The sequence below is a fragment of the Duganella sp. genome (genome assembly GCF_039595735.1).
In the GTDB taxonomy this organism is placed as follows: Bacteria; Pseudomonadota; Gammaproteobacteria; order Burkholderiales; family Burkholderiaceae_D; genus Rugamonas.
Genome location: NZ_JBCNLB010000024.1, coordinates 29,782 through 41,536, shown reverse-complemented (window position 1 = coordinate 41,536; position 11,755 = coordinate 29,782). Strand labels below are relative to the sequence as shown.

The 11,755-nt window shown below is 64.9% G+C and carries 9 protein-coding genes; all 9 read left to right on the top strand.

Going from position 1 to position 11,755, the window contains the following annotated elements; all coding sequences use genetic code 11:
• Nucleotides 1-9 precede the first annotated feature (9 nt).
• Genes ABDW57_RS25855 through ABDW57_RS25815 form a run of 9 tightly spaced genes read left to right on the top strand, consistent with a single transcriptional unit; the run spans nucleotide 10 to nucleotide 11,708 of the window.
• Nucleotides 10-1,347 (top strand): TldD/PmbA family protein, encoded by a 1,338-nt coding sequence (locus ABDW57_RS25855; protein WP_343733017.1) that lies wholly within the window; start codon nucleotides 10-12, stop codon nucleotides 1,345-1,347.
• 2 nt (nucleotides 1,348-1,349) lie between these two features.
• Entirely contained in the window at nucleotides 1,350-2,987 is a 1,638-nt protein-coding gene (locus ABDW57_RS25850) for a TldD/PmbA family protein (protein ID WP_343733016.1), read from the top strand.
• Between the two features lie 3 nt (nucleotides 2,988-2,990).
• Nucleotides 2,991-4,328 carry a TldD/PmbA family protein gene (locus ABDW57_RS25845; RefSeq protein ID WP_343733015.1) on the top strand — a complete coding sequence of 446 codons (1,338 nt, stop codon included), beginning with the start codon at nucleotides 2,991-2,993 and terminating at the stop codon, nucleotides 4,326-4,328.
• A 4-nt stretch (nucleotides 4,329-4,332) separates the two neighbouring features.
• Nucleotides 4,333-4,956 carry a DUF4159 domain-containing protein gene (locus ABDW57_RS25840; RefSeq protein WP_343733014.1) on the top strand — a complete coding sequence of 208 codons (624 nt, stop codon included), beginning with the start codon at nucleotides 4,333-4,335 and terminating at the stop codon, nucleotides 4,954-4,956.
• Nucleotides 4,957-4,958: 2 nt separating this feature from the next.
• Nucleotides 4,959-5,960, top strand: a complete 1,002-nt coding sequence (locus ABDW57_RS25835) for a MoxR family ATPase (protein WP_343733013.1) — start codon at nucleotides 4,959-4,961, stop codon at nucleotides 5,958-5,960.
• A gap of 7 nt (nucleotides 5,961-5,967) precedes the next feature.
• On the top strand, nucleotides 5,968-6,978 hold the full coding sequence (locus ABDW57_RS25830; RefSeq protein WP_343733012.1) for a DUF58 domain-containing protein: 1,011 nt from the start codon (nucleotides 5,968-5,970) through the stop codon (nucleotides 6,976-6,978).
• Nucleotides 6,975-8,036, top strand: a complete 1,062-nt coding sequence (locus ABDW57_RS25825) for a BatA domain-containing protein (RefSeq protein ID WP_343733011.1) — start codon at nucleotides 6,975-6,977, stop codon at nucleotides 8,034-8,036. Before ABDW57_RS25830 ends, ABDW57_RS25825 begins: the two co-directional genes overlap by 4 nt.
• Nucleotides 8,020-10,056 carry a hypothetical protein gene (locus ABDW57_RS25820; protein WP_343733010.1) on the top strand — a complete coding sequence of 679 codons (2,037 nt, stop codon included), beginning with the start codon at nucleotides 8,020-8,022 and terminating at the stop codon, nucleotides 10,054-10,056. Before ABDW57_RS25825 ends, ABDW57_RS25820 begins: the two co-directional genes overlap by 17 nt.
• Nucleotides 10,053-11,708, top strand: a complete 1,656-nt coding sequence (locus ABDW57_RS25815; protein ID WP_343733009.1) for a hypothetical protein — start codon at nucleotides 10,053-10,055, stop codon at nucleotides 11,706-11,708. The genes ABDW57_RS25820 and ABDW57_RS25815 overlap by 4 nt, the downstream gene beginning before the upstream one ends.
• The last annotated feature ends 47 nt before the right edge of the window (nucleotides 11,709-11,755 follow it).

The following is an 11,755-nucleotide window of genomic DNA, read 5'->3' as shown; positions in this document are numbered from 1 at the left end:
AGAGATAAGATGAAATTCCTGAGTCAAGAAGACACCAAGCGTATCAGCGACAAAGTGCTGAAGCTGACCAAGGCCGATCAATGCGAAGTGTCGATCAACGGCAGCCGCAAGGGCAACATCCGCTACGCGCGCAACGCCGTTTCCACCGCCGGCCTGATTGAAGACACCCAGCTGGTGGTGTCGGTCGCTTTCGGCAAGAAGCAGGGCACCGCCACCGTCAACGAGTTCGATGACAAGTCGCTGGAAAAAGCCGTACGCCGCGCGGAAGACCTGGCGCGCCTGGCGCCGGAAAATCCGGAGTTCATGCCGACGCCGTCGAAACAGGAGTACAAGGCCTCGCAGACCTTCTTCCAGAAGACCGCCGATATCGATCCTGAATTCCGCGCGCAGGTGGCGGCCTACAGCATCGAGAACTCGCGCAAGAACAAGCTGGTGGCGGCGGGCTTCTTCACCGACGGCACCTCCTTCACCTCCATCGCCAACTCCAACGGCGTGTTCGGCTACCAGCAGGACACCGGCCTGGACTTCACCCTGACCGTGCGCACCGAAGACGGCCGCGGTTCTGGCTGGGTCAAGCGCAGCGTGGGCGACGCCAGCAAGTTCGATGCGCGCGCCGCATCCGACATCGCCATCGAGAAGGCACTGCGCTCGGTGGATGCCAAGGCGCTGGAGCCGGGCCGCTACACGGTGATCCTGGAACCGGCCGCCACTTCCGACGTGCTGGCATATATGTTCAACGCCTTTGACGCGCGTTCGGCCGATGAGGGCCGCAGCTTCCTGTCGAAGAAAGGCGGCGGCAACCGTCTGGGCGAAAAGCTGTTCGACGAGCAGGTCAATGTGTGGGCCGACCCGTGGGACAAGGATGTCGCCGTGCTGCCGTTCGATGCGCAAAGCATGCTGGCGCGCGAGCGTCAGGACATCATCAAGAACGGCAAGATCGCTTCGCTGGGCTATTCGCAGTTCTGGGCCAAGAAGATGGGCCAGCGCGCCGTCGGCACGCCGGGCAACATCATCATGGCCGGCACCAACAAGTCGACCGAAGAGCTGATCGCCAACACCAAGAAGGGCATCCTGGTGACCCGCACCTGGTACATCCGCATGGTGGACCCGCAATCGGTGTTGCTGACCGGCCTGACCCGCGACGGCACCTTCTACATCGAGAACGGCAAGATCAAGCACCCGATCAAGAACTTCCGCTTCAATGAAAGCCCGGTGACGATGTTGAACAACATCGACGAAATCGGCAAGCCGGAAATCCTGTCGGGCGATGAGTCGCAGTTCCAGTTGCTGATCCCGGCCATGAAGGTCCGCGACTTCAACTTCACCTCTCTGTCGGACGCGGTGTAATCATGGAGCGACGTTCATTCCTGAAAGTGGGCGCCGCCGCTGGCGGCGCGCTGCTGGTGCCGGTCTTCGGTAACGCCATCGCGGCTGAGGAGTTGCTCAACCCGATGGCCGTGCAGTTCAAGAAGTCGCTGGCTGACGCAGCGATGAACGCCGCCACCAAGGCCGGTGCCACGTATTGCGACGTGCGCATCGGCCGCTATTTGAACCAATTCATCACCACGCGCGATCTGAATGTGGAAGATATCGTGAACACCGAATCTTCCGGCGTCGGCGTGCGCGTGATCGCCAACGGCGCTTACGGCTTCTGCTCGACCAACGTCATGACGCTGGACTCGGTGGCCGATGCCGCGCGCCAGGCGGTGGCTATCGCCAGGGCCAACGCCAAGCTGCAAACCGAGCCAGTGGTGCTGGCGCCGGTCAAAGGCGTGGGCGAGGTGGCCTGGGCCACGCCGTTCAAGAAGGACTGGCGCGCGGTACCGATCGCTGAAAAGGCCGAGATGCTCCTCGCCGCCAACAAGGCCGGCATGGAGGCGGGCGCCAACTTCATGCGCTCCATGCTGTTCCAGGTGAATCAGCAGAAGTACTTCGCCTCCACCGACGGCTCCTACATCGACCAGGACATCCATCGTCTGTGGTCGCCGTTCACCGCCACGGCGGTGGACAAGGCCAGCGGCAAGTTCCGCACGCGCGACGGCCTGTCCTCGCCGTCCAGCATGGGCTATGAATTCTTCGACTGCAAACCGGAGCACCGCATCAAGGCTGCCGGCGGCGTTACCACGCTGTACAAGGGCGCCTACGATCTGATCGAGGATGCGCGCGCAGCCGGCCGTCAGGCCAGGGAAAAGCTGACCGCCAAAACGGTCGAACCGGGCAAGTACGATCTGGTGCTGTCGCCGGAACACCTGTTCCTGACCATCCACGAGTCGGTTGGCCACGCCACCGAGCTCGATCGCGTGCTGGGCTACGAGGCCAACTACGCCGGCACCAGCTTCGCCACGCTGGACAAGTGGAAGTCGAAGAACTTCAAGTATGGCGCGGACATCGTCAACTTCGTGGCCGACAAGACCACGCCGGGTTCGCTGGGTCTCGTCGGTTACGACGACGAAGGCGTGGCCGCCAAGCGTTGGGATCTGATCCGCAACGGCATCCTGGTGAACTACCAGGCCACGCGTGACCAGGCCGCCGTCATTGGGGAGAAAGAATCGCATGGCTGCTCGTATGCGGATAGCTGGAGCAGCGTGCAATTCCAGCGCATGCCCAACGTGTCGCTGGAAGCGGGCAAGAAGAAGCTGACGCCGGACGAGATGATCAAGGACGTCAAGAAGGGCATCTACATCCTCGGCCGAGGCTCGTTCTCGATCGACCAGCAGCGCTACAACTTCCAGTTCGGCGGCCAGCTGTACTTCGAAATCAAGAACGGCAAAATCGTCAACCAGCTGGAGGATGTGGCCTACCAGTCGAACACGCAGGAATTCTGGAACGCCTGCACCGCGCTGTGCGATGAACGCGACTGGCGCATGGGCGGCTCCTTCTTCGACGGCAAAGGCCAGCCTAGCCAGGTCAGCGCCGTGTCGCACGGTTCGCCAACCACGCGCTTCAACGGCGTCAATGTGATCAACACCGCCCGCAAGATCGGATAAGCCATGAAGATGCTGACGCAGGATGAAGCAAAGCGTATTTGCGACAAGGTGCTGTCGCTCTCCAAAGCCGATGAATGCCGCGTGCAGATCAACGGTGCCCGCAACGGCAATATCCGCTATGCGCGCAACGCGGTGTCCACCGCCGGCCTGACGCAGAACACGCAGCTGACGGTGAGCGTGGCGTTTGGCAAAAAGCAGGGCACGGCGTCGATCAATGAGTTCGACGACAAGTCGCTGGAAAAGGTGGTGCGCCGCGCGGAGGATGTGGCGCGTCTGGCGCCGGAGAATCCGGAGTTCCAGCCGGCGATCAAAAAGCAGGAGTATAAGCCGTCCGCCACGTTCAGCGAGGCCACCGCCGCCATCGATCCGGAGTACCGCGCCGAAGTGGCGGCGATGAGCATCAACGCGGCGAAGAAGCACGGCCTGATCGCGGCCGGCTTCTTCAGCGATACCACCGGCTTTGAAACCGTGGCCAACTCGAACGGCGTGTTTGGCTACCAGACCCTGAGCAATCTGGGCTTCACCGTCACCACCCGTACCGAAGATGGCCGCGGCTCCGGCTGGGTGACGCGCTCCGCCAACGACGCGCGCAAATTCGATGCGCGCCAGGCGTCGGAGATCGCGATTGAAAAAGCGGTGAAATCGGTGGACGCCAAGGCGCTGGAGCCGGGCCGCTACACGGTGATCCTGCAGCCGGCGGCGACCTCGGAAATCATCGGCCGCATGTTCGGCGCCTTCGATGCGCGCCAGGCCGACGAGGGCCGCAGCTTCCTGTCGAAGAAGGGCGGCGGCAATCGCCTTGGCGAAAAACTGTTCGACGAGCAGGTGAATATCTGGGCCGACCCGTGGAATCCGGACGTGCCGGTGCTGCCCTGGGATAACCAGGCCATGCTGGCGCGCGAGCGGGCGGACGTGATCAAGGGCGGCAAGGTCGCTTCGCTGGACTACACGCGCTACTGGGCCGAGAAGCAGGGCCAGCGCGCGGTGGGCCGCCACGGCAATATGATCATGGCCGGCGGCGGCAAGTCGACCGAGGAGCTGATCGCCTCGACCAAGAAAGGCATCCTCGTCACCCGCACCTGGTACATCCGCATGGTTGATCCGCAATCGCTGCTGCTGACCGGCCTGACGCGCGACGGCACCTTCTACATCGAGAACGGCAAGATCAAGCATCCGATCAAGAACTTCCGCTTCAATGAAAGCCCGGTGACGATGTTGAACAACATCGATGAACTGGGCAAGCCGGTGGTGATCGGCGGCGACGAAGTACGCTTCCAGATGCTGATTCCGCCGATGAAGGTGCGCGACTTTAACTTCACGTCGCTGTCGGACGCGGTTTAACGCTGTGGCCTCGTACGATTTCTATTTCACGCGCCTGACTTACGAGTCGGGCGACTGGGATGTGGATGTCCGCATGCCCAGCAACGTGCTCAATTCGCTGGTCGAGTACACGACCTTGCGCGTCGATCCCGTTGAGCGCATCGTCGCGCTGTCCGACCCCAGGATGCTGCAGGCGCCGTTCTGCTATTTCGCCGGCCACAAGCTGGTGCAGTTCACGGCGGCCGAGCGCAAGAATCTGGAGCGCTACATCAAGGGCGGCGGTTTCCTGTTCGTGGACGACTGCAACCACGACATCGACGGACTGTTCGCGAAATCGTTCGAGGCAGAGATTGCCCGTATCTTCGGGCCGAAGGCGCTGCACAAGATCCCCAACAACCATCCGATCTATTCGAGCTTCTTCAAGTTTGAAGACGGTCCGCCCAATACCGCCGTGGAGCTGAACGGCTGGGGCGACGATCTGGTGCACGACTACCTGAAGGCGGTCGAGGTGGGCGGCCGCGTGCGGCTTTTGTACAGCAATAAGGACTATGGCTGCGAGTGGGACTACGACTTCCGCAACAAGCGTTTTCTCGCGGTCGACAATACCCGCTTTGCGGTGAATATCATTCAATATGCGTTGGGAGCTTAGGAATGGCTGATGGTGCAATCGCCTGGAGCGAAAAAGAAATCGGCGAACTGACCGCCAAGGTCAAGGCGCTGAAAGCCAGCATGGGGCGCGTGATTATCGGCCAGGAGAATGTGATCGACTCGCTGATCATCTGCCTGCTGGCCGGCGGCCATGCGCTGGTGGAGGGCGTGCCGGGACTCGGCAAGACGCTGCTGGTGAAGTCGCTGTCGCAGGCGACGGAGCTGGACTTCCATCGCGTGCAGTTCACACCGGACCTGATGCCGTCCGATATCGTCGGCACCGAGATCCTGGAAGAGGACCAGGCGACGCGCAAGCGCGAATTCCGCTTCCAGCAAGGGCCGGTGTTCACGCAGGTGCTGCTGGCGGACGAGATCAACCGCGCGCCGCCGAAGACGCAATCGGCCTTGCTGGAGGCGATGCAGGAGCGCTCGGTGACCTTCGCCGGCCAGACCCACAAGCTGCCCAAGCCGTTCTTCGTGCTGGCGACGCAGAATCCGATCGAGCAGGCAGGCACTTACCCGCTGCCGGAGGCGCAGCTGGACCGCTTCCTGCTGCGCATCGATGTGGTTTATCCGACCGAAGAGGAGGAGATCGCCATGGTGTCCGCCACCACCCACGCTGGCCTGAAAGATGCCGAGCCGGTGATGGACGTCGCCACGCTTCTGCGCTTGCAGCAGCTGGTGCGTGATATCGAGATTGGCGACCACCTGGTGGCCTACGCCACGCGACTGGTGCGCGCCACACGTCCCGCGCTGACCACGGTGCCGGCGGTGACCAAACATATCGGCTGGGGCGCCGGCCCGCGTGCCGGTCAGGCGCTGGTGCTGGCCTCCAAGGCGCGCGCGCTGATGCACGGCCGCCTCGCGGTCACTCGCGAAGACATCGCTGAGATGCTGCTGCCAGTGCTGGCGCACCGTGTGCTGCGCAACTTCGAAGCGGAGGCGGACGGCATCGCGATCGCCGACATCCTGCAGGCGCTGCGCGAGCATATCCGCCCTGACTAAGCCGCTGATGTTCTCGACCTCCAAGCCGCCAGCCGCCGGCACCGCCACCTCGGCCACGAGCGCCGCCGCAAGCACGTCTGGCGCCGGCGCGGCATCTGCCGCTGCGCGGGCAGGGCGGGGCGGAACGCCCGGCGCCATGACCGCCATGATGGCCCAGACCAGGGATCTGGACCTGGTGATCCGCCACGTGCTGGCAGGCCTGGGCCACGGCATCCACGCGGGGCGCGAGCGCGGCGCCGGCGTCGAGTTCTCCGAGTACCGCGCCTACGCCCCCGGCGACGAATGGCGCCGGGTTGACTGGAAGCTGCTGGCCCGCGCCGACCGCTATTTCGTGCGCGAAGCGGAGCGCGACAGCCACGTCGCCGTCTGGCTCTGGCTGGACGCCACCGCCTCGATGGCGGAGCCCAGCCGCGAAATCAATGGCGTCGACAAACTGTGGTTCGCTCGCACCGTGCTGGCCTGCGTGGCCGCCATCGCTCAGCGCCAGGGCGACGCTTTCGGGGTGGTGGTGTGCGCCAACGGCAAAGTCGAATTCACGCCCGCCGCGCGCGGACCGCGCCAGTTGCAGCGCGTGCTGGCTGCAATGAACAAAGCCAAACCGGAAGGCAGCCTGCCAACCGCAGACGTGCTGAAAGCCAGCCTGCACTTCGCGCGCTCGCCGAGCATGATCTTCGCTGCCAGCGATTTTCTCGACTGGCCATCGCCGTTGAGCGAAGCCTTGCTCCGACTGCGCAACATGCGTCACGACGTGCGCCTGCTGACCCTGCGCACGCAGGCCGAAGTGGACGCCAGCTTCAAATCCGGATCCGGCTATCGCGATCCGGAACAGAGCGACGGCTTGCACCGCATGAGCAATGCCGACCGAGAATCGTATAAACAGCAAAGCCGTGCGCACTTTGACGGTGTTGCGGGCAGCTGCCGTCAACATAACATCGTCCACTACGAGGCGCGCATCGAGCAGCCCTTGAGTGGCGTCTTGCGCAGCTGGTTGCAGCTCGCGGGAGCGCGGGCCAAATGATGCTGAGTTCTTATCCGTTATGGTGGCTGGCGCTACCGGCGTTGTTGCTGCCGGTGTGGTGGCACCGCCAGAAGCGCCAGCGTCTCAAAGCCGAAATGCTGGCGACAGCCCGGTTCCTGCCATCCGCGCCGCCGGAACAACTGCGCGTCTGGCAATGGCGCGACAAGCTGTTGCTGCTGGTGCGCTGCCTGATGCTGGCCGCATTGATCGCCTGGCTGGCCGCCACCATCTTCCCATGGCGCGGCGATACCGTACTGGTGGATGCTGGCGTGGACAAAGCGTGGGCGGAAAAAGAGATCGCCGCCGCCGGCTTCAGCGCCGCCGCGCGCGCCGAGCTGCCGCCAAACGCCCTGCAATGGTTGCGCGCCAACGAGCGCGATTGGCGTGCCGACGCCAAGCTGCTGATCGTCGCCCGTGCCAGCCAGATCGCGATGCCGGCGCGTCTGCCGCAATACAACCACCAACTCACGCTGCGCACCCATCACGCCATCGCTTCGTCACCGACAGCATCTGCCGCCGCGCCGGCCGAGCGCCAGGTCGTGCTGGCCGCGCCGGACGCGCGCAGCGCGGCATGGCGTGCCCTGTTCGCCGCCTTCAGCAGCGCTGGCGAGGGCGTCGCTCGCTACGCCACAGCCGTCGAGCCGGACGCGAAGACTGCGCTGATCGTCTGGGACACACCAGACACCGCACCGCCTGCCAACTGGCGCGCCCCGCACTGGTGGATCACTACGCCGGCAGCCTTCCCCGAGCTGGCCAACGCAACTCCGTTGACGATCAACGGCATCACGCTGAAATACGCCCATTCGCCGCGTGGCCGCCTGTGGACCTCGGACGCATTCCCGCCGCGCGATGCCAGCACGGCCCGCTCCCTGTACGAAGCCTGGCAGCTGCTGGACGCGGCCCCCGCGCCAGCCTACCCAGCGCCATCCCAAACTTTCACCGCCGCCCGCAGCGCGCTGCCCGCCATCGTAAAAGCCCAGCCTGCGAGCTGGCTGGCGCTGGCCCTGCTGACTCTCTTCATGATCGAACGGATACTCGCCCATGCCCGGCGCAACTGAACACCTGCGCGGCGGCCTCTGGACCGCCATCCGGCGCCGCCGCGCACCGCAATGGCTGCTCGCCCTCGTGCCGCTCATACTGGCCGCCGGCCTGCTGCCCGCCGCCCGCCCGGCGCTCATCGCCGTCCTTGTCCTGTGCGTCGTCTGGATCATTGCAGACGCCCTGCGCTGGCGCAGCCGCATCAACCAGCACTGGCCGACCTGGCTCAACGAAGCCATCCCGCAACTGGAAGACAGCAGCGCCCTGCTGGCTGAAGACGCCAAAACACCGATCGCCAAACTCCAGCAACAGCGCCTGCAAGCCCGCCTTGCCGACGTGCTGACCGCCGACGATTACACAGCCATCGCCCGCAAGCGCGCCCGCATCGCCGTCCTGCCCATCGCATTAAGCCTGCTGGCCGCCGGCAGCGCCGCCGCCTGGCACGGCAAGCAAACCGCCGCCGCTCCACCGCCAGCCGCAGCCGGCCAAGCCAACAAACCCATCATCGACGGCGAAGTCCACCTGCGCATCACGCCACCAGCCTACACCGGCGTGCAAGCCTTCGAAACCGGCGCCCGCGACCTCCAGATTCCTCAACACTCGGAAGTCCGCTGGTGCGTCCGCAACCCATCCGGCGCCCAGCCCATGGTTGAACTGGGCGATGGGCAAACGCTGCCTGTCACCCCAGACTGCGCCAAACTCCGCGTTGAAGACTCCCTGTTCTGGCGCACCCGCGGCACCAACAGCACCCGCTATAACATCCGCGTCACCCCGGACCTGACGCCGGAAATCACCATCGCCGCGCCAACCGAGTTAATCCACCTGCTGGCCAAGGATGCCAAAGCCGTCCAGATCTCCGTCAGCGCCAAAGACGATTACGCCATCGTCCGCGCCAGCCTGCACATGACTCTCGCGCGCGGCAGCGGCGAAAACATCCGCTTCAGCGACAAGGAAGTCCCGCTGCCACAATCCACCGACCCCAAAAAGCGCGACTGGAAAAAACAATGGACGCTGGCGGAACTCGGCATGGAACCCGGCGATGAACTCTACTTCTTCGTGCGCGCCACCGACAACGCGCCCAGTCCGCACACTGCGCAATCGCCCACCTACACCCTGCGCCTGCCCGGCCCGGACGCCGAAAGCCTGGACTCCACCGCGCTGCCGACCATGACCAAGCCGGAAAACCTGCGCAGCCAACGCCAGATCATCATCGACACCGAACAACTGGTGGCCGACCTCAAAGCCCATCCCGACATGCCGGCCGCCACCCTGCGCAGCCGCAGCGAAACCATCGCCGCAGACCAGACCAAGCTGCGGCTGCGCTATGGCCAGTTCCTGGGCGAGGAGTCCAGCCTGTTTGGCGAAGAAGAACACGAGGAGCACCACGAAAGCGGCGGCGCCCCCGAACGTCCGGGCAGCGAAATCTCCATCATGAAAGCCTTCGGCCACGCCCACGATCAGGAGGGCAACGCCACCATCTTCGATCCGCAAACCAAAGCCGTGCTGCGCCGCGCACTGGCGGCCATGTGGGATGCCGAAAAAGCCCTGCGCGCCATCTCACCGAAGACCGCGCTGCCGCCGGAATACAAGGCGCTGGACGCGATCAAGGAACTGCAATCCGCGGAACGCGTCTACCTGCACCGCACCGCCTTTGTGCCGCCGGCACTGAAGGAAGAGAAGCGCATGACCGGCGACATCGTCGGCGCCATGAGCTACAAGCGTGAACAGAACGCTGCCAACGACAGCGTACCGGCCGAAGTGCGCGACCTGGTGCAAGCCCTGTCGCAGGACGGTGCTCTGCCGGCCCTGTGGAGCAAAGCCGCGCGCGACGCCATTGCCGCCCGCATCAGCGATCAGGAACAAAAACTCAGCGCCCAGCGTGCGGTGCAGGACGTGCAGGATGGCTGCGTGCCGTGCCGCGCCGAACTGCGCGCCTGGTTGCGCGGCACGCTGACTGACGCCCCGGTGCTGCTGCAGGCTCGCCCATCGGCGGAGACCGCATTCAGCAGGGCGTGGAGCGGCAAGGAGCAAGCAAAATGATGATCGCTACCGATTTGGCGACGGTCGCGCCGCCGTTAGCCGCGGCGGCGGCAGGCCTGGTCAGCACGGCGCTGTATGGCCGCAAACAGAAATGGATGAATGCCGGATTGGCTGGCGTGGCAGGCCTCACGCTGGCCATGACGCTGGCCGATGTGCGTTCGCCAGTTGCCGCTGCCGCACCGCTGGCGGTCAGCACGGAAGCGGGCCGCATCAGCGACGCCGAGCGGCTGGCGATTCCATCCGCCAGCGCCATTATGCTGAGCGGCGACGGCGTGCGCGAAGCTGAATGGCGCGATCTGCCGGCGCGTCCGCTGCAATGGAAACCTGGCCCGGCGGACATGCTATGGCTGGATTTCCCTCGCTCGATTTCGCTGGGCCGCATCTTTACCTTATCCGTGCGCCGCGCGCCGGCGCAAGCCGCTTGGCGCTTGCAGCTGCTGGCCGAGAACAAGCAGGTGCTGGCCGATTCCGGGGTCCCGGTAGCGGCGCCGCAGTTGACAGTGCAATGGCTGCCGCCAGTGGCGGAGACCATGGTGTTGCAGGCACGCCTGCTGGATGCCGCCGGCAAAACCATCGCCCAAGGTCCGATTCCGTTGCAGGTGCGGGACGCGGTGCCCTTGCAGGTGCAGGGCCGCTTTGACGCGCCGTCGTTTGACGTGCGCGTGCTGAATCAGCTGCTGGCGGACGGCAACGCCATCCTGGACTGGAACGTCACGCTGGGGAAAGCGATCACGCGTAGCGAGACGGCACGCGCGCCGCTCACGGCGCCGAATGTGATGTTCGTTGATGCCGCGTATGTCGAGCATCTGAGCCCTTCGGCGCGTGGCAGCCTGCTGGCGCAAGCGGGGCAGGGCGTGCCGCTGGTCGTGCTGGGCGGCAGCGCGGCGGATCTTGGCGTGTGGCAGCGCGAATTTGGCTTGCCGCTGCATCCGCAATCCCCGACCACTGAGAAAGAGGATGTGCGTCAGTTTGGCACCGCGCTGGCTATGCCGCCTGCCGGCCTGAATCCGGCGGAGCATGCCGCCGAGCCCTGGTCAGTGCTGGCGCGGGATGGGAAGAAGCAGCCATGGATGTGGAGCCGCACGATAGGCAAGGGCCGCGTGGTGTGGCTGGGCGTCACGGACTGGCACAAATATGCGATCAGCGAGCCGCAGTCGTTGGCGCTGTGGTGGCAGTCGGCGATGGACCGGATTGCGTTGGAGAGCGTGCAGAAAACCGGCTGGCAGATGAGTGATCCGATGCCGACGCCGGGATTGCGCAGCGAAGTGTGCGCGCAGGGTGTCAAGGCGGGTACGGTGCTGGCAGCCGAAGGCTATCCAGCAATGGCCCTGCAGCCGCGCGCCGACAAGGCGGACGGCATGTGCGCGGCGTTCTGGCCGCAGAAGGCTGGATGGCTCAGATTCAGTGCCGACGGCATGGACGCTGCGGGCGTCGAGTACATCTACGCCGCCAACGACTGGCCCGCGTGGCAACGTGCCCTGCGCCGCGACGCTACTGCCCAATACGCCGCGCGCTCGGCCTCGCCCGCAACTTTGCCGCTGCCCGCCGGGGCGGGGCGGGCGTGGCCGGCGGCGCCGTTTGCTGTCGCTTTTGCGCTTTGCATGCTGGGACTGTGGTGGCGCGAGCAGCGCGAGGCCGCGGCGGCACAATGATCGGATCGGCACAAAAACAGATCGGCACCGCACCAGGCTGACGTCCC

What these genes read in the sequence shown, in the direction of transcription:
- ABDW57_RS25855 (WP_343733017.1), top strand. Translation starts at nt 10, where the DNA reads ATGAAATTCCTGAGTCAAGAAGACACCAAGCGTATCAGCGACAAAGTG.
- ABDW57_RS25850 (WP_343733016.1), top strand. Translation starts at nt 1,350, where the DNA reads ATGGAGCGACGTTCATTCCTGAAAGTGGGCGCCGCCGCTGGCGGCGCG.
- ABDW57_RS25845 (WP_343733015.1), top strand. Translation starts at nt 2,991, where the DNA reads ATGAAGATGCTGACGCAGGATGAAGCAAAGCGTATTTGCGACAAGGTG.
- ABDW57_RS25835 (WP_343733013.1), top strand. Translation starts at nt 4,959, where the DNA reads ATGGCTGATGGTGCAATCGCCTGGAGCGAAAAAGAAATCGGCGAACTG.
- ABDW57_RS25830 (WP_343733012.1), top strand. Translation starts at nt 5,968, where the DNA reads ATGTTCTCGACCTCCAAGCCGCCAGCCGCCGGCACCGCCACCTCGGCC.
- ABDW57_RS25825 (WP_343733011.1), top strand. Translation starts at nt 6,975, where the DNA reads ATGATGCTGAGTTCTTATCCGTTATGGTGGCTGGCGCTACCGGCGTTG.
- ABDW57_RS25820 (WP_343733010.1), top strand. Translation starts at nt 8,020, where the DNA reads ATGCCCGGCGCAACTGAACACCTGCGCGGCGGCCTCTGGACCGCCATC.
- ABDW57_RS25815 (WP_343733009.1), top strand. Translation starts at nt 10,053, where the DNA reads ATGATGATCGCTACCGATTTGGCGACGGTCGCGCCGCCGTTAGCCGCG.